Raw genomic sequence first — 26,092 nt, 5'->3', positions numbered from 1 at the left:
ATAACAATTGTTTAGAATCATTCTAAACAATTTCACGATATCATTCTAAGAATGATAATGCAAATGAAAAGGTTTGCCTAAAAATTTTATTCGTTATTTTAATATTATTGTTTTAATTGTGCTAAAAATGTGCCGATACGTTTACACGCTTCTTGTAGGTCATCCATCCCACTTGCATAAGAGATTCGGATAAAGCCTTCGCCTTCCGGTCCAAAAGCTGAGCCAGGGATACAGGCAACCTTACCTTGTTCTGCGAGTGCTAAACAAAAGTCCCACGAATTCATCTGGATGGTTTCTGGTAAGCGACAGAACAAATAAAACGCACCATCAGGTTGAGAGATTTGAAATCCTAATGCTGTAAGCTGAGGCAATAGATAATCTCGGCGTTCGACGTAGCGGGCCTTCATTTTTTCCCCTTCGTCCATACTCTTTGTCAAGGCTTCGACCGCAGCTTTTTGAGAAATCGTTGTGGCAGAAGTAACTAAATATTGGTGGACCTTGATCAATTCATCGATCACTGGTTTTTGAGCAAAGAGAAACCCAATGCGCCAACCAGTCATGGCATGAGATTTAGAGAGTCCATTCACGACGATTGTTTGTTCAGGTAAGTACGTAGCCATCGAGACATGATTTCCCACGTAGTTCAACTCCGCGTAAACTTCGTCACTGATGACAAAGACTGGGTGCTGGCTTAAAACTTCTGCAAGTTTGCTCATTTGCTCCGCAGATAACAATGTTCCCGTTGGATTACTTGGGTAATTCAAAATCACTGCTTTGATTTCGTCTCCGTATTTGGCAAACGCCTCTTCTAGTTGTTCTGGCTGACAAATAAAGCCAGTGTCTGATGTATCGATCGTGATCAATTCGGCGCCTGCTAGATCAACGATTGGTTGATAGCCGGGATATGCAGGTGCTGGGATCAATACCTTATCTCCTTCTTCTAAGACCGCTAATAAAGCTGTCGCAATCGCTTCTGTGGCACCGATCGTTGTCAGTACTTCCGTTTGCGGATCATAAGAAAGACCGTAACGTTCTTTTTGGAAGAAACAAGCTGCCTCACATAATTCTGGTAAACCTCTCATCCCGGTATAATGAGAATAGTTTTCTTTGATGGCTGTGATCCCTGCCTCTTTGACTGCTTCAGGTGTCGAAAAATCTGGCTCACCTAGTGTCAATTTGATGATGCCTGGAATGCTTGAGATTTGCTGATCGAACATACGGATCTGCGAGACTTCAATTTTAGCCAGCCTTGGATTAAAACGATGGTGTAGATTCATAGACTTCTCCCCTTTTGGTTACTATCCTTATTTTTTCAGAAAAGTTCCTTGGTGTAAAGGATTGTTTGGTACCATTCCAATCCTTTTTCTAAAACAGCCATGTCAAAATCAAATGTTGCATCATGAAGGGCAGGCGTATCACCTACACCTAAGAAGAAAAAGACACAAGGATAGTGTTCTGTATAGACGCCGAAATCTTCCGCTTGTAAGACAGGCTCAGCCAACTCATGTAATAACTCTGAGTGGGCAAGTGCTGCATACAACTGTTCATCGTTACGAACAGCAGGATATCCATCGTTATAGCGAAAGGAGATCTTTGCTTGGGAAGTTTGTTGGAATTCTTCTGCTAGTCGTGCTAGTTGCATCTTTAAGTCCGTTTGGGTCTTACGACTGTATGAACGAATGCTGCCTGAGATCACGACTTCATTGGCTAAGACATTACGGATCGTCCCACCTGTGATCTGACCAAATTTCAAGAGATGTTCAAGGTTTTCTGGCAGAGATTCATCAAAGTCATAGACTTGTTTCATAAAACGCACAGCTGCTTCTAGACTGTCGATGCCTTGACTGCTTGAGGCGATATGCGCAGATCTGCCTTGGACGATGATATCTGTTTCACTACTTTGCGCCATCAACGCACCTGGTCGTGAAAATACTTTTCCTTCTGGCAAGCCTGGCCATAAATGAAACCCAAAGATTGCCTGTACCTTGTAATGTTCCAACCACCCAGAACGGATCACACTTTCTGCCCCGCCAGCAATTTCTTCTGAGGGTTGAAAAATCAAGACGATATTGTGCTGCATCTCTTGACGGTGCGTGGCAATATAATCGGTCAATCCTAAGAGCATTGCCATATGACCATCATGTCCGCAGGCGTGCATGAATCCTGGGTGTGTAGACGCAAAAGGTAACCCTGTGGCTTCAGTGATGGGCAATGCGTCGATATCTGTCCGAAAAGCAATCGTTGTGTCTTGTTGCTGATCAAAATAAACCAATAAGCCTGTCTCATCGATTTCATGGATCACGCCACCACAGTTTTTGATTTGTTCGTAAAGGTATTCTTTCGTTTTAAATTCATGAAAGCCAAGTTCAGGAATTTGATGTAACGCCATTCGATGTGTTGCCAACATGTCGCCTCACCATCCCTTCATAGATTCCTTTTACCACGGTTTCATATTGTGTATTGGGTACACCGATGATTAAATTCAACTCTTGCGCACCTTGCGATAAAATCGAGGTCCTGATTTCTAACTCATTCAAAATCGATAATACTTTTCCAGAAAGTCCAATTGGTTCCTTATGTGGGCCGCCTACAACAGAAATCAAAGCCAAGTCTTCGATGATCTCGATTTCCTCTACGCCTAATTCCTCACGTAATTCTTTCGTGATCAAAAACAATTTATCCATGATCAATTCCGCCGAAACGACGACACCGATATTATCGATGCCAGAGGGGATATGCTCGATCGAGATGCCATGTTTTGCAAAAATACTCATGGCTTTCCAAATAAAACCGATCTCGTCTGACATATGTCGTTTGAACAAGGTGATTGAAAGAAAATCTTTTCTTCCTGCAATCCCCGTCAACCCATTTTCTTTTTCGACTTCATGATTTGAGATTTTTGTTCCATGATCATTCGGTCGATTCGTATTTTTGATTTGGATCGGGATATCAGCTTCTTGTACAGGAAAAACCGCGGATTCGTGCAAGACATTGGCACCCATATAAGCCATTTCTCGTAATTCACGGAAAGAGATCTCTTCAATGACTTTCGGTGAGTCAATGATTCTTGGGTCTGCCATCATGATGCCTGAAACATCCGTCCAATTTTCATAAAGATCTGCCTGTAAGGCACTTGCTAAAACGGAGCCGGTAATATCACTGCCCCCACGACCAAGTAATTTTTCTTTTCCTGCTGGGTTGGCACCATAAAATCCTGGGACGATCAACTTTTGGTGTTTCTGGTACATCTCGCGTACTGCTTGCTCTGTACGCGGAAAGTCGATGCCTCCTTCATAATCAAAGTAGATCAGCTCACTTGCATCTGCAAAGGTATACCCTAAATATTCCGCCATCAATTGCGCAGTCAGATACTCCCCACGACTGACTAAATAATCGATCGTCACTTTTTCCTGTTTTAGATGTGTTTCGATCGTGGTTAATTCTTTTTCAATCGGAAAGTCGAGTGACAGAAGATCCCTTACTTGAATAAAACGTTCCGTGATCCGTTCCCACAATGGCGTCCAATCAACCTTGTGTTGAAGATACGCATGGATCAAATAGAGTAGATCGGTCACTTTGTCATCTTCGTCGGTTCTTTTTCCTAAAGCGGAAACGACAACGACTTCTCGACTAGGATCAGCTAGCACGATCTCACGGACTTTCCGGAACTGTTCTTCATGAGACATCGAGCTTCCACCAAATTTTGCGACTTTCATGAAAGGACCTCCTCTTGAAGAAGCGCCAAAGCAATTTGCACCGCGTTAGCCGCAGCGCCTTTGCGGATATTGTCAGCTACGGTATAAAAGAGCAAGCCATTTTCAACCGATAAGTCACGGCGAATACGCCCAACATATACTTGATCTGTGCCTCTTGCTAATGTGCTGGTGGGATATTGGTGTTCTGCTAAGTTATCGACGACTAAAATCCCTGGAAACTGACTGAAACAAGCACGGATCTGTTCCAATGAAAATTCCTTTTCTAATTCGACAGCAATCGAGACACCATGGCCATTTTCGATGGGAACACGCACACAAGTCGCAGAAACAGGCAAATCTGATTGATGCAAGATTTTTTTTGTTTCATTGATCATTTTTTGTTCTTCTTTGGTATACCCATTTTCCATTGGGCGATCGATTTCTGGAATGACCGTTTGACTGATGTCATGAGGATAAAAAGTTGCTGGTTCACCATTTTTTGTCCCCTGTAGATCAGCGATTCCTTGCTGTCCTGAACCTGAAACAGCTTGATACGTCGTGTAATTGACACGTGTCACACCAAACGTATTCTGTAGTGCTTTCAGTGGTAAGACGGATTGAATCGTCGAACAATTTGGATTGGCGATCAATGGATCTAACGTATGATCCTCTAGATTTACTTCAGGGACGATCAACGGGATCGTAGGATCTTCTCGCCACGCCGAAGAATTATCGATGACTACTAAGCCGGCTTGACGTGCAATCGGACCAAATGTTTGAGAAACGGATGCTCCAGCTGAAAAAAGCGCCAAATCATACCCAGAAAAAGAAGTCTCAGTCAGTTCTTCGACAACATACTCTTTCCCCTTAAACACAGACAGACTCCCCGCAGAGCGTTTGGATGCTAAAAGCTTGAGTTTTCCTACTGGAAAATCGTACTCCTCTAATACTCTTAACATAGTTTGACCGACTAATCCCGTCGCTCCGACAATACAGGTATCTATTTCGCGCATGTTTTTCATCCTTTCTTTGTCTACAATTCTCTTAGTGCCGCAATCAATGCGGTATTTTCTTTGGTTTGGTCATCTTTTATTTTTAATACACGTGCCGGTGTACCACCAACGACCGTCTCAGGGGCAACGTCTTCTAAAACGACTGCACCTGCTGCGACGACTGCATTCTTTCCAACACGAACGCCTTCAACGATCACTGCATTCGCACCAACTAATACACCATCTTCGATCACTACTGGTTGAGCGGAAGCTGGCTCGATAACTCCAGCTAACACAGCTCCAGCACCGATATGACAATTCTTACCGACAGTCGCACGTCCGCCTAGGATTGCGCCCATATCGATCATACTATGATCCCCGATCTCAGCACCGATATTGATCACAGCACCCATCATGATCACTGCTTGATCTCCGATGGTTACTTGGTCACGAATGACAGCGCCTGGTTCGATCCGAGCGTTGATGTCTTTGATATCCAGTAAAGGAACGGCACTGTTTCTAGCTGTCTGTTCTAGTTCGATCGCTAAGATTTTCTCCACTTCTTTTTCTAGTACCGGTGCAATGTCTTTATAATCCCCAAAAACAATTGGACTGTGCGCTTCGCCAAATACTTTTGCGTTTGGAAACTCAATGGGTTCAGAAACATTTAAGTAAACTTTGACTGGGGTCTTTTTTTCTGCTGTTTGAATAAAACGAATGATTTCTTGTGCGTTCAAATTAGGCTCCTCCTCTAGGTCCAAATAGATCTTCTAATTGATAAAAACCGGCTGACTGTTCGACCAACCAGATACTTGCTTGAACTGCCCCTTCTGCAAAAATTCGATTTGAAAAGGCTTCGTGCTTCACTGAAAGAACTTCATCTTTGGTTGCAAAAAGGACTTCATGTTCTCCTGGAAAAGAGCCTGCACGTAGGCTATGGACACCGATTTGTTGGTCTTCTCGTGATTTGTCCGCCCATTGATAGACAGGCGTCAGCTCTCGAACGGATTGTAGTGTTTCTACTAAACGCTTGGCTGTGCCAGAAGGTGCGTCTTTTTTTTGGCTGTGGTGTTTTTCGATCAATTCGATCTGCCAGCTGGCTAAGTCTTGAGCTGCTTGTTTGATCAAGCGATTCATCACCATGATCCCTAATGAAAAATTAGCACTGTAGAGTACAGGGATCGTTTGAGCTGCTTGGGCGATTTCAGCAAATTGCTCTTCGGTATAGCCAGTTGTGCCAATCACCAGTGGGACTTGGTGAGCTTGGCTGTATCGCAGGATTTTATCCAAACCAGCTGGATGAGAAAAATCGATGATGACCGTTGGCGTCTGAGCAAATGATAATTCATCTGTTAATTGCAGGGATTCAGTCAACATCAATGGTTGATGTTGATATTCTTCGGTAACTTCTGCAATTCGCTTGCCCATTTTTCCACTTCCGATAATCCCGATATTCATATGCTTGCCCCTCCGTTTTCTGCTAACAGTGCGATCAGTTGTTGCTTTTTCTCCTCGCCTAATTCAATCAGTGGTAGTCTTAATGGTCCAGCAGGTAAACCTAAATGATTCATTGCTGCTTTCACTGGAATTGGATTGGTTTCACTGAACAAGGCATTGATCAACGCTAAATGAGTCAATTGTTTTTCTTTTGCTGAATGGCTATTTCCATCCAAGTAATCATGGACTAATCCATGGACTACTTTTGGTTGGATATTCGCCCAAACACTGATCACACCGATGCCACCAATACTCAAGATGGGTAAAATCAAATCATCATTGCCACTGTAAAGCGCAAATGATTCATCAATCAGTTGTGCGACTTCCATTGTATAGGACATATCACCAGAAGCCTCTTTGATGCCGATGATTCGTGGATGCTTCGCTAGTTCCGTTAATACAGGTAACGAAATTGTCATGCCTGTTCGTGACGGTACGTTATATAAGATGATTGGTAGAGAGGAGGCGTCTGCGATCGCTTTAAAATGAGCCAGTAATCCTGCGTCACTCGTTTTATTATAGTAAGGCGTGATCACTAATAATTGGTCTGCCCCTAGCTCTGCAAAACGCTGGACTTTCTTGATCGTTTTTGCCGTCGCATTCGATCCTGCGCCAGCTATCACTGGGATACGCCCATTGGCTTTTTCAACGGTGAATCGTACGATTTCTTCTTCTTCCTCCTCAGATAGTGTTGGTGATTCCCCAGTTGTTCCTAGGACAAGTAATCCGTCTGTTTGTTCTTTCAGATGAAAAGCAATCAGCTGCTCCAATCCTAAATAATCCACTGCACCTGTTTCCGTCATCGGAGTCACTAATGCAACAATCGATCCTTTGATCATCCTTCTACCTCCAAATTTTTGTGCCATTCATAACTGGCTGGTCCTGCCATCGTAATCGTTTTATCACCAGAAATCAGTAAATCACCTTGCTCTAAATGGATCGTAGCTTGTAAGCCGGAGAGATATCCTTGATCTTTTGCGACGACATACGCTGCACAACAACCTGTGCCACAAGCTAATGTCCAACCGACCCCACGTTCATACGTACGGACGATCAATTCTTCTTCATTGACATATTGGACAAAATTGACGTTTGTTTTCTCTTTGAATAAGGGATGATGGCAGAGTTTTTCTCCAGTCTTTTTGGTTAATTCAGCCAAGGCATCTTCAACAAAAACAACTGTATGGATCGTCCCCATGAATAAACTAGTCAGCTCTACCTTTCGCTCATCAATCGTCAGCGCTTGTTTGATGATCGGTGTTGATTGCGCTACGCCTACTTTCTCTGGTCGGTAGTCCGGCGAACCCATGTCGACTGTGCAATAAAAAGGTTCTCGTGAATGGATCGTCACATGGATCATCCCAGCAAGCGTTTTGACCGCAAATTGTGGCTCTTCAAGTAATTGTTGATCGCTGACATAATTGGCAAAACAACGGATACCATTGCCACACATCGGCGCACGGCTACCGTCTTTATTGTAGTAGATCATTTCTAAAGGTTCGGTTTTAACAGCAATTAATCCATCCGTATCGTAAGCCGTGGGTGCACACAAGCTTTGAGCCAAATGACTATAGTCGATCGTTTCATCGTAATCTAAGAGAATAAAATCATTGCCACAACCATTATATTTATAAATCTGCATAGACTTCTCCTCTCAATAGATCCGCATAAGTTTGCCGACGCACGACTTCTCTCGACACGCCATCTTTGACAAAAACAACTGCTGGTCGCAGTGCGCGATTGTAATTGCTACTCATCGAATATCCGTAGGCTCCTGTGGCATACACTGCCAGAAGATCACCTGGCTCTGCAGGAGGCAACTGTGTTTCTTGGATCACCACGTCTCCTGATTCACACATTTTCCCCGCAACTGTCACTTTTTCTGTTTTTTCAATGTCTAGTTTATTTGCTAAATCACAGGTGTATTCAGCTTGATAAAGTGCCGGTCGAATATTATCTGTCATCCCACCATCCACAAAATAATATTTCTTGTGAGGTGTTTCTTTGATATAGCCGACTGTATAAAGTGTTGTTCCGGCTTCCCCCACGATACTTCTCCCAGGTTCGATCAATAAGCGATCGATCGTTAAGTTTCTGTCAGCTAGTGCCTGCTCTGTATGTGTAACCAGATGTTTGACTGATTCTGCAATCGGTAAAGGTGTGTCCGCTTCGGTATAACGGATACCAAAGCCCCCTCCTAGGTTTAAAGAAAGCGGTTGTTGAAAATCTTCAAGGTAGGTGACCAACTGGTCGATCTCAGCCAACCAAGCCGTCATATCAAAGATTTGTGAGCCGATGTGGGCATGAAAGCCTTCCAATCTAAGAAACTCACTTTGTTGGATACGTGCAATCGCTTGTTGGCAAACATCGCTATCGTAAAGCATACCGAATTTTGAATCGATATGTGCGGTGACGATGTATTCATGGGTATGCGCTTCGATCCCTACATTCAATCGCAACATGATCTGTAGCTTTTTCTGATATTCTTGGCTTAATTCTTCCAAGACTTCGACTTCCATCCCATTATCTGCAACGAAATGGCGTATATCGTTTTCGATCGCGTATCTTAATTCATCGACCGTTTTATTGTTGCCATGGAAATAAATATCTTCTACAGGAAATCCAGCTTGTAACGCGGTATAAATTTCTCCGCCACTTACGACATCTAAACCTAACCCTTGTTCAGCGATCAAACGGAGTAATTCTACTGTTTGAAAGGCTTTAGACGCATACAAGATCTTTGTTTGAAAATAATCAGAATCAAAGTTCAGCTTAAACGACTTTATCGTTTCTTCCATCTTTTTTTCATCATACACATATAGGGGTGTTTGATATTCATTTGCTAATTGACTCACTGGAATTTCGCCGATCGTTAATTCTGTCATTCTCTTTTCCCTCTTTTCAAAAAATTATTTTCTCATCAAATTGAAATATCCTTAGATTATAATTTGAATTTTATTTGAATAATATTAAACAAAATTGTTTGAATTGTCTAGTTTAAATCGCTATTTTCAGCAAAAATGTTTATTTTTTCAATTTTATTGCATACATAAAACAAAAAAATAAAAAACCACTATTTATTTTCACATAATCCTCTTAGAAACAGACAAAAAAACTGACCAATTTCTTGGTCAGTTCAGATTGTAGACAAAGTACTTATTTATAGTGCTTTGTCTTTTTTTATACGTTAAAATAAAACTATGAATTGGAGGTGTAACCCGATGCTCTCAAAACAAGATATGAGTAAGCGTGCACAGATGGGCTTTTTTGCTCTTGAAGACTTAGTTCCCCAAGACCATTTATTACGACAAATGGATCAGTTTATTGATTTTTCTTTTATTTACGATTTGGTAAAAGATAAATATGATGAAACCCAAGGACGGCCAAGCTTAGATCCCGTTCTTCTAATTAAATTACCGATGATTCAATATTTTTTTGGTATTAAAAGCATGAGACAAACCATCAAAGAAATTGAAGTGAACAACGCTTATCGATGGTTTTTGGGGTTAGGGTTAGAAGATGCAGTTCCTCATTTTTCTACATTTGGTAAAAACTATACGAGACGGTTCAAAGGAACCACTACATTTGAACAAATCTTTTATGAGATTTTAGCACAATGTATGATGGAAGGAATCGTTGATACCTCTGAAGTTTTTATTGATGGGACGCATATTAAAGCACATGCGAATCGAAACAAGAAAGAATCCGTCGAAGTGATGGATCAAGCCTTCTTTTATACGGAAAAATTGACAAAAGAAATTGAAAAAGATCGAGAAAAACGCCTAAAAAAGCCCTTAAAAGAAACAAACGCAGAAACTAAAATAGCTATGAAAAAAACAAGTACGACTGATCCCGAAAGTGGTTGGTTTCATAAAGGTGAGCATAAAGAAGTTTTTGCTTATAGCGCACAAGTAGCATGTGATAAAAACGGCTGGATACTAGGCTATACGACCCACCCAGGAAACTTACATGATAGTCGTACGTTTATTACTTTATTTAAAAAGCTCAAAGGAGCTTTTACTCTAGATAAATTGATTATGGATGCTGGGTATAAAACGCCAGCAATCGCTCAATTACTTCTCGAAGAGAAGCTGACGCCTGTTTTCCCTTATAAGCGACCCATGACAAAAGCGGGTTATTTCAAGAAGAACGACTATGCCTACGATGAATATTATGATTGTTATATCTGTCCTAATGATAAGATCCTCACTTATTCGACAACGAATCGAAAAGGATATTTAGAATACAAAAGTAATCCAGAAGAATGTAAAAATTGTCCTGTTCTATCTACTTGTACAAATTCAAAAAATCATACAAAAGTAATCACCAGACATATTTGGGCGAAAGCAATCGAACGATGTGAGGAAATACGTCACCAAAGAAATTTTAAAGACCTATACAGAAAAAGAAAAGAAACAATTGAACGAATTTTTGGTACAGCAAAAGAATTTCACGGATTACGTTATACGAATCAAATAGGAATTGAAAAAATGCACATGAAAATTGGGCTTACTTTTGCCTGCCTAAATATGAAAAAATTAGTAAAAATCAAAAAAGGCAGAGCAAGAAAGGAGTGTTTTTCTTTAGAAAAACAAAGCTATTTCAGATTGTAGACAAAGTACTTATTTATAGTGCTTTGTCTTTTTTTATACGTTAAAATAAAACTATGAATTGGAGGTGTAACCCGATGCTCTCAAAACAAGATATGAGTAAGCGTGCACAGATGGGCTTTTTTGCTCTTGAAGACTTAGTTCCCCAAGACCATTTATTACGACAAATGGATCAGTTTATTGATTTTTCTTTTATTTACGATTTGGTAAAAGATAAATATGATGAAACCCAAGGACGGCCAAGCTTAGATCCCGTTCTTCTAATTAAATTACCGATGATTCAATATTTTTTTGGTATTAAAAGCATGAGACAAACCATCAAAGAAATTGAAGTGAACAACGCTTATCGATGGTTTTTGGGGTTAGGGTTAGAAGATGCAGTTCCTCATTTTTCTACATTTGGTAAAAACTATACGAGACGGTTCAAAGGAACCACTACATTTGAACAAATCTTTTATGAGATTTTAGCACAATGTATGATGGAAGGAATCGTTGATACCTCTGAAGTTTTTATTGATGGGACGCATATTAAAGCACATGCGAATCGAAACAAGAAAGAATCCGTCGAAGTGATGGATCAAGCCTTCTTTTATACGGAAAAATTGACAAAAGAAATTGAAAAAGATCGAGAAAAACGCCTAAAAAAGCCCTTAAAAGAAACAAACGCAGAAACTAAAATAGCTATGAAAAAAACAAGTACGACTGATCCCGAAAGTGGTTGGTTTCATAAAGGTGAGCATAAAGAAGTTTTTGCTTATAGCGCACAAGTAGCATGTGATAAAAACGGCTGGATACTAGGCTATACGACCCACCCAGGAAACTTACATGATAGTCGTACGTTTATTACTTTATTTAAAAAGCTCAAAGGAGCTTTTACTCTAGATAAATTGATTATGGATGCTGGGTATAAAACGCCAGCAATCGCTCAATTACTTCTCGAAGAGAAGCTGACGCCTGTTTTCCCTTATAAGCGACCCATGACAAAAGCGGGTTATTTCAAGAAGAACGACTATGCCTACGATGAATATTATGATTGTTATATCTGTCCTAATGATAAGATCCTCACTTATTCGACAACGAATCGAAAAGGATATTTAGAATACAAAAGTAATCCAGAAGAATGTAAAAATTGTCCTGTTCTATCTACTTGTACAAATTCAAAAAATCATACAAAAGTAATCACCAGACATATTTGGGCGAAAGCAATCGAACGATGTGAGGAAATACGTCACCAAAGAAATTTTAAAGACCTATACAGAAAAAGAAAAGAAACAATTGAACGAATTTTTGGTACAGCAAAAGAATTTCACGGATTACGTTATACGAATCAAATAGGAATTGAAAAAATGCACATGAAAATTGGGCTTACTTTTGCCTGCCTAAATATGAAAAAATTAGTAAAAATCAAAAAAGGCAGAGCAAGAAAGGAGTGTTTTTCTTTAGAAAAACAAAGCTATTTCTCTTTAATTATTGAAAACATACATATAAAAAAGACAAACCTCATTTTTACATAAGGTTTGTCTACAATCTGAACTGACCAATTTCTTGGTCAGTTTTTTAAAGTGAAATTTTCTTAAATCAATTACTTACATAGATTGCTAAAAACATCAACGCGGCACCTAACATGACAAATAGATGCCAGATCACATGGGTGAATCGTCTGCTTTTCATGCTATAAAATAGTGATCCCACAGAATAAGCGATTCCTCCGCCAACTAGCAGTAGTAAGCCAGTCAAATCGATATTCTGATAGAGCTTAGGTAGCACAACGATGATTGCCCACCCCATCACATTGTAAATGATCGTTGAAACTTTTGATACTTTATTTGTCTTTGTTAAAGTCAGACATTTATATATGATACCGATCACTGCTGTCGCCCAAATAACACTTAGCAAAACTAGTCCTGTCGTTCCTTGTACGACTAGCAGACAAAATGGCGTGTAGGTTCCAGCAATCAAAAGGTAGATCGAACAATGATCAAATACCTGAAATACTTTTTTTGCTTTCGTAAAAATCAAACTATGAAATAACGTAGAAGAAAAGAATAGCAGAAAAAGAGAACTACCATAAATCGCAAAAGCGACATAATCTAAGGTCGTATGGGCGCGATCCATCAGTAAATTGAAGCAAAGCAGACTTAATAAAGCTGCAATCCCATGGGTCACCGCATTTAATACTTCATTGACGATTTGGTACTTTCGGCTAAATTCTATCTCCATCTTGATCCACTCCATTTCGTTTGTTCAATTTCATTATACATGAAGGATGTTCTGTTTACAAAAACTTTAACATCTAGTTTCCAAAACTATATCATTTTTTAATAACTTTTGTAAAATATTTTATCATCATGATAAGAAATAGCAACAAAAACACACTGATCAAGCCATTTACGAGTAAAAATGCAGTACGCTTCGCTTGTTTCACTTTTTCTAACGCTTCTTTTATTTCTTCTGGTTCAACAGCGACCCTGTGCCCGCGTACTAATAAACGGTGACTATTGACCATATACGGAGTACAAGTAACCAGTGTGACTAAATCTTGATTTTCTTGGATTTGCAGCGCTTCTGTTTCTGTCGGTGCTACGGTTTTGATCTGATCGACTTGATACGCAAGATACTGTCCATTGATTTCAATATAAAAGTGATCTTCTATTTTTAATTGAGGTAAATCTGTAAACAATTTTGCTTGCGGCAAGCCTCGGTGGCTGGAAAGTACCGCATGTGTCGATTTTCCTCCGATCGGGTATGAGGTGCCCTCGAGCAGACAAGCGCCTTTTTCCAATAGTTTCGTCGTTGTTTGATCAAAAATCGGTAAGCTGACATTGATTTTGGGGATCGTCAAAACACCAACGGTATGTGATTCGATATACGATTTCTGAGATTTTTGATCATTCTTTTTTTTCTTGGAAAATGGGTCTGCTTCTGGCATCGCTACGTTTGATGCCAGTTGTTCATTTTTTTTGATCATCCGCTTTTGTAATTCAGCAAGTTCTGTCGCATGTTCAGACTTTGCCTTTTTTTGATAATTTTTGATGATCTGCTGGTCGAGATAATCATTCAACGTATCACTGACAAAAGGATACGCCAAGCTGAGGACACCGATAAAAAATACCGAGAACATGATTAGATCTAACAGACGCCATTTTTTTTGTTTCATTTTATTCTCCTCAGCGAGTCACTTGTTCTTCATTTGATACTATTTAACTTTTGGTCGTTTTAGCCAGTACGCACCCACGATTGTCAGTAAAACCACACCTAAGAAAATGTACAATGAAATGCCTTTGCCACCAGTTGCTGGTAATGTCCCTTTGTGTTTGTTTGGTACTTTCTCTGGTGCAACCAATTCACCTGCAACAGCATAAGATTGCTGATCGACCTTGAACGCCATTCGTTCAGTTAGTTTCACATAATTGTTTGGTGCTTTTGTTTCTTCTAAATAATACGTGCCATAAGACAAGCCTGTGATATCCACTAATCCATCACTTGTTGTCGTGAAAATCGTTGCTTCTTCCTGTGAAGTCGTCCACGTTACTGCTTTTGTTACTGGATCGATGATCAAATATTTCGCTGTTGCTTCATCTTGATCACGTACCACAAACGAAGCGTCTGCTAATGGTTTGATATCAGCTACTGCTCCATCTACTTTAATGAATCGTTTCCCACCTGTCAGTACTTCCACAGTTGGTGGTGTTTGATCTGTCGTATGTCCAGTATCAACATTTGCTTCGTTGTTATAGCCTTGGGTTGGTTCTGCTAACTGATTCAAATGCATGTAATAAACAAAACGCAACGTACCACCTGGAGTCAATGAAGGAATATAAGTTGGTTCAATCGTTACTGTGAAGCCGTTTGTTTGTTCAGTTACGTGGTAATTTGTTGAATCAATGATCGTTTCACCATCGTAAAGTGCATAACCTGTTTCTCCAGTTGATTGGTTCATGAATGTTAAAGCTGGATCATGTGTATCAATCAATTTGAAGGTGGTATATTTATTGTTTGATCCTTCTTTATCCGCGATCCCAAGAGGAATATTGACGCTGATCTCATAATTGATCGGTTCTCCGATTGCTACGTCTTGCCCATCTAATTGCGGCGTTTCTTTTTCTACTTTCGTCGTATCATTTTTCACTGTAAGTTCAACTGGCGTTTGGTTGCCAGTAACAATTGTGAATGGTGTCTTCGTTTGCTCAGTGATCATCGCTGCATTTTCAGGTGCTTTTACTTCTTCTAACACATATTCGCCAACTTCTAATCCAGTAATGAGCATTTGACCTTTCTCTGCTTCATTTTCAGCAACGGCCTCTTCACCGATTTCATAGCTTTTGCCAGTCACAAAGTGTTTTGCTTTAGATTTATCAGTTGTCCATGTATACATTCCTTGTGCCACACTATGCAAATATTTGGCAACACCTGCATCTTCTTTCACAATGACAAATTCCGCACCGTTTAGTGCTTCGCCTTCTGCTGAACCTACTTTTTTGACCTTCAGCGTTCCTTCATTTTCCACGACATTTTTAGGATATAAATGAACTACGTCTAGTTCTTCTGTCCCATATTGATATGAACCGTCGGATTGTTTGATCAGTTCATATACTGGAAATGCCACAACCATATTTGCAGCAGCTGTTACTCCTGATTTTGCTTCTTCTTCAATCACATAAACTGCATCTTTTCCAGCTTGTTTTTTTGGCAATGCTAAAGAAAGATCCCCCTGAGCGTCTGTGGTACCAGAAAGAAGAGCTGTGCCAGAAGTCTGTGATTGGACGATCGCTTTTGCTTCTTCAATCGTCGCGCCATTTTTTCTTGCTTCAGCAAATGATTCGGTGACATCATACACATGGAACGTCACATCTGCCAACCCTTGATAGTTGTTGAATTCAGTCATTTCTTTCCCTGTATTTTGGATCTCTTGTTGTGGGAAATCTAACATTTTCTTTTTGTGGATCACCAATTGTGCATCCGTTCCTTCAGCAAACACCTGTGGATTAGGAAGTAATGCCACCAGTGTAAGTAGTGATGAAATAAGACATAGTAATACTTTTTTGAAATTTTTTCTATTCTTCATTCTTCTTTACTCCTGTTCTTTTGATAAATAATGAAACTACCTATGATCGATAGGCCACCAATCATACCAACACTTATTTTTTCGTCAGTTGTTTTTGGAAAAAGAAAACTCGTTTCTTGTTTCTGATTAGTGATTTTCAGAGGTTCACTAGGTTGTCCATTGATGGCATATGACATACTTTTTACGACAAACGAGACAGCATAAGGATTTCTTTTATACCCTTTTGGTGCTTTGATTTCTTCAAGTAAATATTCTCCGTCTGCTAAGCCATTGATGGAAAATAAGCCATTTCGATCAGAAGTCAGCGTTATTGCATCTCTTGCTCGTTTTTTCCAGCAATATTTTCCATCTTTCAAATGCAGGTATTCTTCCTGTTGGTTTTTGATCATAAACATTGCATCTTCTAGCACCTGTTGTTCCTTATCTGTTGTAACTTTTTGAAACCACTTCCCTCCTGTTCGAATACGTGTACTTCGTGACAATGATGCTGTTCCGATATCTAATGTCGCTTGATTGATGATCGATTGATCAGCGATTGCATCTTGTCGTAAACGCATCTGATAGTTGATCCTCACTGTTTTACCTGCCAGATCTTGCAAGTCTTGACCGTTAAACGCAATACTGAATCCTTGACTATGGCTATGAAACGTCAGATTTTCCAAGCGTTTTTCTTCACTGTGGACTTTGAGCGATTCAGTTAGCAACTCCAATTCTTTCGTCGCACTGTCAGTGACTACGCATGTTTCTTCACTGGCTATCCCATTTGGAAACTGGATATCCAATTGATAGTAGATCTTTTCACCAATCGAATAAGTGTTTTTTTCCTCTACAAGCTTTTTTTCAAAGACGATCGCAGATGGCTCTTGGTTCATTTTAGGATAGAGATGGATTGCCTTTTGTGGGTGATCATATGAATCATAAAGAGGCAAAACCACGACTACATTTTGTGATCCTACAAACGCATCTGCTATGGGAGTGGTTTCGTTCACTAAATAAACGTTACCTATTTGATTCGTTGACTCACGTAGATCAAAGATTGCTACATCTTCTCCATCATTGTTCGACTTCACCAGTTTTTCCATTAGAAAAGAACCTGCTGAAGTACCTTGTCGCGCAATGATTTGTTGTGTTTCTTCGACAGTAAATCCTTTTTTACGTAATTGATAAAATGATTTTGTCACATCGTAAACCGCAAAACTCGCTTTATGAGATTCCGTTTGTTTATCTGATGAGGGCTGCGTAGTATGGACAATCAGCTGGACCATCTCTTGTGTTTGGGCAATACACGTTTTGGCACCACCAACTAACAGAAAAGGCAACAACAGCAAGAACCAATAATACTTGGTCAACTTGAAATGCCTCCTCGTTTCATCCCCCTTGAATAAACGACAAATGAAACAATCGCAAGGATACTTAATAATAGGAAGCCAAGTCGGCCAGATCCTCCCGTTTCAGGCAGTGGGATCAATGCCTGATTGGTGATGACCAAATGGATTTGGTTGTTCGTATGATCATTTTGTAACTGAACTTCTGTTGGTTCACCATCTACAGTTACTTTTCCATCCGTTTGGATAACAATCTGCACGGGTTGCTCTAATCCCAGATAACCTTCTGGTGTTTTGATTTCCTCCAACGTGTACTCACCCGGTTTTAGGTTCTCAAAAACAAATGTATCAGTTGCTTTATCGTCGTTTGGTAATTCAACCTGTCCATCTGGACCGGATAGTCGGAAGACTGCCCCTTTTAACGCCTGTCCTGTATCCGTTTGCTTTAGGACTGTTAAATCAAAAGGTTTGATTTGATTCATATGCGTCAATGTCCAAATGGTATCTTCCTCTACATTTTCTCCGTCATAGAGAATCGTACCGTAAGGGTCAACTTTAAATTCATAGTTTCCTGGAATCGTATCGTAGCCAAGCGGTCCTGCTGTTTCTACTAAGCGATATTCACCCGCTTTTTGTATCACGAATTCTGCCAATCCTGATGATGCGGTAACTTCCTCTTTCAGTATATGATAGGTTCCTGTTTCTCCTTTTATTTGTAAAGCAAAAGTTGCTCCTGCCAGATTGATTTTTTGTTTGTCCTTTTCGGTATATTTTCTTATAGCTATCGGAAGGTCTGCAAATGGATTCTCAATCGTCAATTGGATCACTTGATCAGTAACTGTAGCTTGTTGTTTGTCCACTGTTACTTCCCCATTTTCAGAAATAGCAATTTCCCACGCCTGCTTTTCCGATTTTTCATGTCCAGCAGGTGCACTGATTTCTGTCAATGTATAAGATTTTCCTTTTTCAAGGCGTGTGCCCTCTGGCAATGAATAGGTACCATCCTCATGGTCGATCAGCTGAATCTCCTGACCTTCAATCGTTAGTTGAAACACTGCTCCTTTTAAAAGATGGTCAGCTGACGAAGTTTTCTTGGTTATTTTTAAATCTAAAGGAACAAATTGTTTTTTATTTTTCCAAGTCGTTGCGTTGACTTTTTCTGATTGATATCCTGGTACATCCAACTCATTCACCGCTTCATAGTGAAATTCTTGCCCTTGATTGTTGTATTTTGGCAAGCTGAGGGTTTCACGAGACGCTTCACTGGACGCTAGAAGTTTGGTGATATTGGTTCGCTCCCAGACATTGGTGTTCTCATCTTCTGGTTTACTTAATTGGACATAGCCACTTTCCCAACTAGATGTTTCAGTGATTCCTGTTCGCTTGATTTCGTAAATCACTTTCTCTGGTCGAGTCGTCGTATCTTGATCAAATTCTTCCCATTCTTTGAAAAAATCAAGAGATACACCTGGTGCTTTGGCTGACGGCACACCGAATTTAGCAAGAACATCTGGGTTGCTCGTTGGTTGGAAGATTGTTTGCCCATTCATTTGATACCAAGTATCAGTCTCGAACATTTCGCTTTCTGTTTGGAGTCTCACTTGATAATGTAGTTGGATTTCCTGCCCTTTTTCTAAATAGATTTTATCGACGTTGATCGTTTGCCCATCAATAGAGAGAAGTGGGTCAATCGATAGAGGGGTCGTCCCGACACTTGTAACAGAAGCGCTGTCTGGTTGATAAACAAATGGATCAATGATTGGATCAGTGATTTTTCCATCAACGACTGTTCCGGAAAGCTGCACAGCTTTTTTGGCTAGATAATCAGCAATATCTGTAGACTCATTGGCAGATTCATAATATGCCGTACCGTCTTCGCCAGTGGAAACCATCTTACGCATTCGACGTTCTACTTCCTCTTTCGTGATGCCTTCAGTTTCATCTCCTTGCAACTGTATACCCAAGCCATGGATCTCGATACCTCGTTGTTTCAATGCCATTGCTTCACCGATTGTGGCTGTAAATGTCGAATTGATCCAGCGCCACTGTAAATCTTGATCTTTAACTGGTACGAGATAAGGTGGGGAAATTTTTGAAGTATAGTCAGGGTGATCAACACGATTGGTAAAAGTCGCGCCATAATAACTACCATCTTCTTCAGTCACCACACTGGCTACTTGATAGGAACTTGTTGGCACACCATCTGTTAGTAAAACGATCACTTTTTTATGATCATTTTGTTCCGATAACATTTCACCTGCTTGACGTAATCCATTTTGAGTGAACGTCCCACCACTTGTTGAATCAGGTGTCGCTGCTTGGATTTCTTCCTTTACAGAATCAAATCCCGCGATCGGAATCCTGCGATTGGCGTAGCCTTCACTAGAAAAACCAACATAACCTAAATTGATTTTTTCCGTTACACCACTTTCTGATAAGGTATCGACAAAGCGATCGATCCCCTTTTTCACCTCAACAATCCGATTTTCCTCATTCATACTGCCAGACCAGTCGACAACTAGAACGACATCTAAAGGAGTGATATTTTTCTGGGTATTTCCTCGAACATTCAGATACAAGTCAAACAATCCAGGAGTCGCTGTCTCTTTGGCAAATTTTCGGATGGCATAATCAGCGTCCTCTTTTTCCCCACCATATTCAATATAAGAATTGTTGCGATTAGTTGGATTGCCATCCCAACCTTTTTGCCCGTCCCATTGCTGTTGTCCTTGGCGATTGCCTTGATGATTACGCACATATTGACTGTTATCCGGTTGCCACATTGCCTTAGGGTATGTTCCTTGCTCATCTGTGATATATTCTGGTTCAATCGTAGCTAACCCTTTAGGTTTCAACTGTTCATTGAATAATTGTGGTTGTTCAAACGGACGATATTCGTTTTTAGCTACCGATGAATCATCCGACACCTCACTGTTTTCAGAAGAAGTCGTGGTTTCAGACATTGGTTCACTCGTTTGTGCAGTTTCCTGATTCTCGTTATCTATAGAAAATGAAAAGGAAGCTGGTTCAGATAAAAGTAACTGACCCGTTTTTTCTTCTATCTGAATATTGAGTTGAAATTCTTTGCTCGTACTCGGCAATTCAATGGTCAATTCTTTTTCTTCAATGGCTTGAGAAAAATCACCTGCTAGCCATTTTCGTTGTTGTTCATCTGTGTATTCTTGATATTCCTGAGAAACATAAGAGGAAAGCAGATTCGTTTCAGGTGCATCTTTTGGATGTAACTGGAATAAAAATCGGTTTTCTTGTGCTTGCTCATTTAATAGATACACGACCGTTAGCTGACGATCTATTTTCCTAATACTTACTTTCCCGTATTCATTGTTTAATACCTCTATCGTTCCTTCTTCATTGGCTGCCACAGTCTTTCCTTTTTGGAAATAGAAATAGGTGGCGAAAAATAGAGAAAATAGACAGAAAACGATCACATATTTTCGCTTCTTCATTCATGGATACCTCCTTAGAAAAACTTTAAAATTCAATTAGATAATATAAAAAAAAGAAAAAATTCACTAATCTTTCTAGTTCTCTTCTCTTTTGTCTCTAACTATTAAATTATAGTTATTTTAAGGAGCTTTAAATTGATATAGTAAAACGAATACATTGAACGTTTCGTTATTTAAAACTGATTTATTATTCTTTTCTCTCACAAAATATACTCATTGAGCGATAATTTTGAGACAAATTTTAAAAGAATATTTCTAAATCCGGTAGAGTTTTTTTAGAAAATTGAGACAAGTATTTACAAGGAAAAATAAATACGGTATTAATAATAAAAATATAAAAAGAAGGTGAAGAATTGATTGAAAAAATTTTATTAGATGACCATGCAAGAATGAAATTAAGTGTGTATGGAAAGGTAATGACCTTATGGCCGGGGGAATATAGTTTAGATCATGTACGAGAAAACTTAGATTTCTATTTCAGTGCGACTCGTTTCAAAAAAATCCTATGTGCTATACAAGATGATTTAGAACAATTTACTGATATTAAACTGTTACATACTAAAAACAAGTTATCCATTCCTGAACAACTTGTTCAATATACCCAATACCAACATTACCTATCAACAGAAAGTGTTCCTTATAAACTATTGATCAGTCTTCTGACTGAACAAGATGAAGATCTTGCAGCTTTTTGCAACCGCCATTTTATCAGCCGCTCAACATGTTTTCGACAAACAAAAAAATTGGCTGAATATTTGAAGGAGTACAATATCAATTTGAATTTATCGAATCTTACCCTATCTGGTTCTGAAACGCTGATTCGTATTATTTTTTTCAATTTCTTTTGGTTTGTTTCATTAGGAGAAAGTCTGGATAGTATTCCTTACAACCAAGAAGTTCGCGCATTGATTTATAAGCACGAAGGTCCACAGCTCAAAAATAAGTTTGACTTAGGAAAAAAACAAGCCAGTCTCCATTGTCTGATTTGTTTGCTGAGGATCGAAAATGATCATTTTACGGATATCTATCGATTATCGAGAGACTCCTTTATTCCCAGTAAAACAAACATTGATTTTTTTTATGACTTCTTCAAAATTGCGGATCTTCGTTTAGATATCTTAGAAGTAAACTCGTTGTTTTATTTGTTCTATTATTGGCCGTTCCTTACCTCTAATCAAGATATCCGTGTGCCGATCGTTCACCATTCCTATCAACAACCGAGCAATGAAATCAAAGCTATTTTAGAAGAATTTCAGGCACATTGTCAGACATTTATTGGTACATTCCATTTTGAAAAAGAGCCCGCTTTGCTTTTGAATCTTTATCTTTCAATTGGAAATTTTAGCATGTTCAAACAAAAAATTCCTTTGACCACATTATTTATCTCTTCTTATATTCAAGATAAATATCCACTTTTACGTATCTTGACAATCAAAATCGAAGGATTTTGGAAAAAGGCCGCACAACGAAAAAACTACACATGGCTGAAATCATGCGTAAGTGAATTAGCCTTTCTACAAGCCAGTTTACTTTATCCGTATTATTCAGAAATCGATGAAAACTATAAATTGAAAGTTGGGTTTGTCAACGTCTCTGAGCATCTGATTTCCGCAGAGATCATGAATTTAGGCAAGAAGATCCCCTTTGTAGATATCGAGCGACTCACACTTCCCATCACTGAAGAATATGATTTTTTCATCTTGGGTTCCCCCTTATTGATCCCTGCTGGTCTTGATTCTTCTAAATATACAGTTCTTGATCTTTGTCATTATAGAGACTTTGAAACAAAGCTGTATCAGCGGCTGTTAGAAGTCCACCATTTAAAGTTACAGACATTGTTTGCTAGTTGACTGAACAATATAAAAAAAAGCTTTTAAGCAAGATGCTTAAAAGCTTTTTTTGACTACACTCGATTATTTTGCACGTTTTACGTATGAACCTTCTGCCGTATTGATTTCTAATAATTCATCCGTTTCAATGAAATCAGGAACATTGACTACTAAACCTGTTTCCATAGTTGCAGGTTTACCAGAACCAGTCACTGTCGCACCTTTGATCGATGGTTGTGTTTCAACGACACGTAAGACAACTGTTGTTGGTAATTGGACACCAATCACTTCGCTACCGAAGAATTGGATTTTTACTTCCATGTTTTCTAAGATAAATTTCATTTCTTCAGCTACAGTTTCTACAGGGATCTCATATTGTTCGTATGTTTCTAGATCCATAAAGAATGCTGTATCATCCATTGTGTATAAGTATTGAACTGGTTTTGTATCGATGTGTGCTTTTTCAAATTTTTCGTCTGGTCTTAGTGTCGTATCATAAGTAGCACCAGTACGAACATCTTTTAGCTTCATACGCATCACAGTATTTCCTTTACCAGGTTTGTGATGGCTTGCATCAATTACTTTGATCAATTTTCCGTCTTGGACAAATGTCATTCCGGCTTTTAAATCGCTTGCTGAGATCATTATTTTTTGCTCCTTTTTTTCTTAATCATAATCACCCTTATTGTATCAGACAAACGTCTATAAAACTAGGAAATTATTGCTTTTCAAATGATAGTCTTTGACTTTCTTATTTTTTCATGCTATTTTTAATTAAATCATTATTGGAGGGATAAACATGGCAATCAATTACTTAAAACAATTGAAGTGTTGTTGTTGTATGGTGTATAAAAACAGCATACTGTTTGCCATGTCTATTAATTGCCCTTCATAGTTGAATGAAAGATCTCTTTCTGTAGTGAAAGTGTTTTCTTTCTTAGTCTTTTCAATTTATGATCTTACGAGGAGCTGATTAAATAGTCAGCTCCTTTTTATTTTACTTTTTTGGAGGTTTGGATTCGTGATCATTTCATCAATTACTGAAGCAATCGGGCATACACCCGTCTATAAATTTACTGCGAAAGATTTTCCTATGCCAAAAGATTCCGTGATCTATGCAAAACTGGAATACTTGAATCCAGGAGGTAGTATCAAAGACCGTTTAGGTTTATATTTATTGACTTCCGGTCTTGAGAGCGGAAAAATCGATCAAGAAACAACGATCATTGAGCCAACTGCTGGTAACACAGGGATTGGTTTAGGTCTGGCAGCTTTGAAATTCAATTTAAAAACAATTTTTGTCGTACCAGAAAAATTTAGTATAGAAAAACAAAAAATCATGCAGGCCCTAGGCGCAAAAATCGTACACACTCCTACAGAAGATGGAATCGTTGGTGCGATCGAAAAAAGTAAACAATTAGCTTCTGAGATCCCAAATAGTTATGTTCCCTTGCAGTTTGAAAACCCAGACAATCCAGCCACTTATTACCAAACATTGGGGCCTGAATTGTTTCAAGAATTGGAAGGGTCAATCAATAGTTTTGTTGCCGGTATTGGAAGTGGTGGTACGTTTGCTGGAACCGCAAAATTTCTAAAAGAACGTTTACCTGAACTTCGCTTGATTGGTGTTGAGCCAGAAGGATCGATTTTGAATGGTGGTCCTTCACATGGGCACGAAATTGAAGGCATCGGCGTTGAATTTGTCCCCCCTTTTCTTAGTGAGTTGACAATTGATCAATTTGAAACGATTTCTGACGCTGAAGGATTTGCTTATACACGTCAACTAGCAAAAGAACACGGATTATTAGTAGGCAGCTCTAGCGGAGCCGCTTTTGCCGCAGCTTTAAAAGAAGCGCAACGTTTACCGAACGGACAGTCTATCCTGACCATATTTCCAGATACGTCCGATCGTTACTTATCAAAAAATATTTATCTGTAAGCAACAGACGAAACGATAAACTCAATGAAGAAATTGGAGGAAATAATTATGCATATTCAAACAAAATTGATCCATGGTGGTATTAGTGAAGATCCGACAACAGGTGCAGTTAGCGTACCGATCTATCAAACATCGACTTACCGCCAAAATGCAGTTGGACAACCGAAAGAATACGAATATTCACGTTCAGGTAATCCAACACGTTTTGCTTTAGAAGAATTGATTGCAGACTTAGAAGGTGGCGTTCGTGGCTTTGCCTTTGCCTCAGGTCTCGCAGGAATCCATGCCGTCTTTTCCTTATTCCAATCTGGGGATCACATTCTCTTAGGCGATGATGTCTATGGAGGGACTTTCCGTTTATTTGATAATGTTCTTACAAAAAATGGCTTAGAGTATACGATCGTCGACACAAGTAATCTTGCACAGATTGAAGAAGCAATTCAAGACAATACAAAAGCTTTGTATCTAGAAACACCAAGTAACCCTCTACTTAAAATCACCGATTTGAAAGCAGGGGCAGCCATTGCAAAAAATCATAACTTGTTAACAATCGTGGATAACACATTTGCTACACCATACTTTCAAAAGCCTTTAGAATTAGGCGCTGATATTGTTTTACACAGTGGTACAAAATATCTAGGCGGTCATAGTGATGTCGTTGCTGGATTAGTTACGACAAACAACCAAGAGTTGGCGGATCAAATCGGTTACTATCAAAATGCCATCGGTAGCGTATTAGGTCCACAAGATAGTTGGTTGATGCAACGTGGGATCAAGACTCTTAGTGTGCGCATGGAAGAACATCAAAAAAATGCCTATGCTGTAGCTGAATTATTAGTGAACCATCCTGAAGTTGAAGCAGTCTATTATCCTGGTCTAACAACTCATAATAATCATGAAATTGCGAAACAACAGATGTCCGGCTATAGCGGAATGGTTTCCTTTACCTTGAAAAACGACGCAGATGCAATTCCTTTTGTAGAAGCTTTGCAACTATTTATCCTCGCTGAAAGCTTGGGTGGTGTCGAAAGTTTAGTGGAAATTCCTTCTGTGATGACTCATGCCTCTGTACCTAAAGAAAAACGCGAAAAAGCTGGAATCAAAGACGGATTGATTCGTTTATCAGTAGGAATCGAGTACGCCCAAGATCTTTTAGATGATTTGAATCAAGCCTTTACTCAATTGGAAAATCACTGATCCATTTTATCTATAAAGAATTGAAAAAAATCAGTCAGTTTTCTACACCTGACCTGCAATAAGTGTTAGAATTTAGATAAATCGACCCAATCTTTTTAGAGGATTTTCATTCCTCCTAAAAAGAATCATCAGATAGTTAGGAGTAATTCAATATGAAAATGAATGTCGAAAGTTTTAATTTAGACCACCGTAAAGTAAAAGCCCCTTATGTTCGTGTAGCTGATCGTAAAAAAGGAGAACATGGCGATTTGATCATCAAATATGATGTCCGTTTCAAACAGCCAAACAAAGAACACATGGATATGGCAGGTTTGCATTCTTTAGAACATTTAACTGCCGAAAACATCCGCAATCATGCAGATTATATTGTAGACTGGTCACCAATGGGATGCCAAACAGGCTTCTATCTTACTGTCATCAACCATGAGAATTATGATGATATTTTAGATGTTTTAGAAAAAACGATGGAAGATGTG

General features: G+C 39.2%; 20 protein-coding genes and 1 pseudogene (1 of these 21 cut by a window edge). 6 read left to right on the top strand and 15 right to left on the bottom strand.

Annotated elements, in window-relative coordinates; genetic code table 11:
* Positions 1 to 104 precede the first annotated feature (104 nt).
* The 9 genes from IGJ00_RS02535 to lysA are packed head-to-tail and all read right to left on the bottom strand — an operon-like array spanning position 105 to position 9,069.
* Positions 105 to 1,277 carry a pyridoxal phosphate-dependent aminotransferase gene (locus tag IGJ00_RS02535; RefSeq protein ID WP_438844070.1) on the bottom strand — a complete coding sequence of 391 codons (1,173 nt, stop codon included), beginning with the start codon at positions 1,275 to 1,277 and terminating at the stop codon, positions 105 to 107.
* A 35-nt stretch (positions 1,278 to 1,312) separates the two neighbouring features.
* The gene (locus tag IGJ00_RS02530) at positions 1,313 to 2,407 is read right to left on the bottom strand and encodes an amidohydrolase (protein WP_195339083.1); all 1,095 of its coding nucleotides are present in this window, start codon (positions 2,405 to 2,407) and stop codon (positions 1,313 to 1,315) included.
* Complete coding sequence (locus IGJ00_RS02525) at positions 2,367 to 3,716, bottom strand: aspartate kinase (RefSeq protein ID WP_438844069.1); 1,350 nt, start codon at positions 3,714 to 3,716, stop codon at positions 2,367 to 2,369. Before IGJ00_RS02525 ends, IGJ00_RS02530 begins: the two co-directional genes overlap by 41 nt.
* Complete coding sequence (locus IGJ00_RS02520) at positions 3,713 to 4,708, bottom strand: aspartate-semialdehyde dehydrogenase (RefSeq protein ID WP_108173636.1); 996 nt, start codon at positions 4,706 to 4,708, stop codon at positions 3,713 to 3,715. The genes IGJ00_RS02525 and IGJ00_RS02520 overlap by 4 nt, the downstream gene beginning before the upstream one ends.
* Before the next feature lie 20 nt (positions 4,709 to 4,728).
* A complete protein-coding gene (gene dapD, locus IGJ00_RS02515) occupies positions 4,729 to 5,424 on the bottom strand; it encodes a 2,3,4,5-tetrahydropyridine-2,6-dicarboxylate N-acetyltransferase (protein WP_108173637.1) in 696 nt (231 codons plus the stop codon).
* Position 5,425: 1 nt separating this feature from the next.
* Positions 5,426 to 6,145: a 4-hydroxy-tetrahydrodipicolinate reductase gene (gene dapB / locus IGJ00_RS02510; RefSeq protein WP_195273888.1), complete on the bottom strand. Its 720-nt coding sequence runs from the start codon at positions 6,143 to 6,145 to the stop codon at positions 5,426 to 5,428.
* Positions 6,142 to 7,023 carry a 4-hydroxy-tetrahydrodipicolinate synthase gene (gene dapA / locus IGJ00_RS02505; RefSeq protein WP_074801737.1) on the bottom strand — a complete coding sequence of 294 codons (882 nt, stop codon included), beginning with the start codon at positions 7,021 to 7,023 and terminating at the stop codon, positions 6,142 to 6,144. Before dapA ends, dapB begins: the two co-directional genes overlap by 4 nt.
* Positions 7,020 to 7,826: a diaminopimelate epimerase gene (dapF, locus tag IGJ00_RS02500; RefSeq protein ID WP_195273891.1), complete on the bottom strand. Its 807-nt coding sequence runs from the start codon at positions 7,824 to 7,826 to the stop codon at positions 7,020 to 7,022. The genes dapA and dapF overlap by 4 nt, the downstream gene beginning before the upstream one ends.
* Positions 7,813 to 9,069 carry a diaminopimelate decarboxylase gene (gene lysA, locus IGJ00_RS02495; protein WP_066026495.1) on the bottom strand — a complete coding sequence of 419 codons (1,257 nt, stop codon included), beginning with the start codon at positions 9,067 to 9,069 and terminating at the stop codon, positions 7,813 to 7,815. Before lysA ends, dapF begins: the two co-directional genes overlap by 14 nt.
* Positions 9,070 to 9,405: 336 nt before the next feature.
* On the opposite strand from lysA, the gene IGJ00_RS02490 reads away from it, so the two are divergent.
* Positions 9,406 to 10,797: an IS1182 family transposase gene (locus IGJ00_RS02490; RefSeq protein ID WP_438844068.1), complete on the top strand. Its 1,392-nt coding sequence runs from the start codon at positions 9,406 to 9,408 to the stop codon at positions 10,795 to 10,797.
* A 74-nt stretch (positions 10,798 to 10,871) separates the two neighbouring features.
* A pseudogene (locus IGJ00_RS02485) lies at positions 10,872 to 12,360 on the top strand (IS1182 family transposase).
* A gap of 12 nt (positions 12,361 to 12,372) precedes the next feature.
* Here IGJ00_RS02485 and trhA read toward each other — a convergent pair.
* From trhA to IGJ00_RS02460, 5 genes are all read right to left on the bottom strand, one after another.
* Positions 12,373 to 13,014 (bottom strand): PAQR family membrane homeostasis protein TrhA, encoded by a 642-nt coding sequence (gene trhA, locus IGJ00_RS02480; protein WP_010736330.1) that lies wholly within the window; start codon positions 13,012 to 13,014, stop codon positions 12,373 to 12,375.
* Between the two features lie 91 nt (positions 13,015 to 13,105).
* Positions 13,106 to 13,951: a class C sortase gene (locus tag IGJ00_RS02475; protein WP_438844067.1), complete on the bottom strand. Its 846-nt coding sequence runs from the start codon at positions 13,949 to 13,951 to the stop codon at positions 13,106 to 13,108.
* Positions 13,952 to 13,990: 39 nt separating this feature from the next.
* Positions 13,991 to 15,859 (bottom strand): SpaH/EbpB family LPXTG-anchored major pilin, encoded by a 1,869-nt coding sequence (locus IGJ00_RS02470; protein ID WP_438844066.1) that lies wholly within the window; start codon positions 15,857 to 15,859, stop codon positions 13,991 to 13,993.
* A complete protein-coding gene (locus IGJ00_RS02465; RefSeq protein ID WP_086334280.1) occupies positions 15,856 to 17,208 on the bottom strand; it encodes an isopeptide-forming domain-containing fimbrial protein in 1,353 nt (450 codons plus the stop codon). Before IGJ00_RS02465 ends, IGJ00_RS02470 begins: the two co-directional genes overlap by 4 nt.
* Positions 17,205 to 20,651, bottom strand: a complete 3,447-nt coding sequence (locus IGJ00_RS02460) for a SpaA isopeptide-forming pilin-related protein (RefSeq protein WP_438844065.1) — start codon at positions 20,649 to 20,651, stop codon at positions 17,205 to 17,207. Before IGJ00_RS02460 ends, IGJ00_RS02465 begins: the two co-directional genes overlap by 4 nt.
* 353 nt (positions 20,652 to 21,004) lie before the next feature.
* Between IGJ00_RS02460 and IGJ00_RS02455 the strand changes: the two genes are divergently transcribed.
* Entirely contained in the window at positions 21,005 to 22,501 is a 1,497-nt protein-coding gene (locus tag IGJ00_RS02455; RefSeq protein WP_074801753.1) for a helix-turn-helix domain-containing protein, read from the top strand.
* 63 nt (positions 22,502 to 22,564) lie between these two features.
* Here IGJ00_RS02455 and efp read toward each other — a convergent pair whose 3' ends face one another.
* Positions 22,565 to 23,125, bottom strand: a complete 561-nt coding sequence (gene efp / locus IGJ00_RS02450; protein ID WP_074802096.1) for an elongation factor P — start codon at positions 23,123 to 23,125, stop codon at positions 22,565 to 22,567.
* A gap of 376 nt (positions 23,126 to 23,501) precedes the next feature.
* Here efp and IGJ00_RS02445 point away from each other — a divergent pair, with 376 nt between their 5' ends.
* The 3 genes from IGJ00_RS02445 to IGJ00_RS02435 form a co-directional block, all read left to right on the top strand.
* Positions 23,502 to 24,419, top strand: a complete 918-nt coding sequence (locus tag IGJ00_RS02445; protein WP_161642613.1) for a PLP-dependent cysteine synthase family protein — start codon at positions 23,502 to 23,504, stop codon at positions 24,417 to 24,419.
* Between the two features lie 48 nt (positions 24,420 to 24,467).
* Positions 24,468 to 25,616 (top strand): cystathionine gamma-synthase, encoded by a 1,149-nt coding sequence (locus tag IGJ00_RS02440; protein ID WP_086334276.1) that lies wholly within the window; start codon positions 24,468 to 24,470, stop codon positions 25,614 to 25,616.
* A gap of 152 nt (positions 25,617 to 25,768) precedes the next feature.
* Positions 25,769 to 26,092, top strand: partial view of an S-ribosylhomocysteine lyase gene (locus IGJ00_RS02435; RefSeq protein WP_010736339.1) — the 5' portion only. Its footprint extends 135 nt past the window's final position; only the first 324 of its 459 coding nucleotides appear in the window; it begins with the start codon at positions 25,769 to 25,771; its stop codon lies off the right edge, out of view.

The sequence above is a fragment of the Enterococcus sp. AZ062 genome (assembly GCF_051715065.1).
Taxonomy (GTDB): Bacteria; Bacillota; Bacilli; order Lactobacillales; family Enterococcaceae; genus Enterococcus_B; species Enterococcus_B mundtii.
This window is presented reverse-complemented; position numbering and strand designations above follow the sequence as displayed.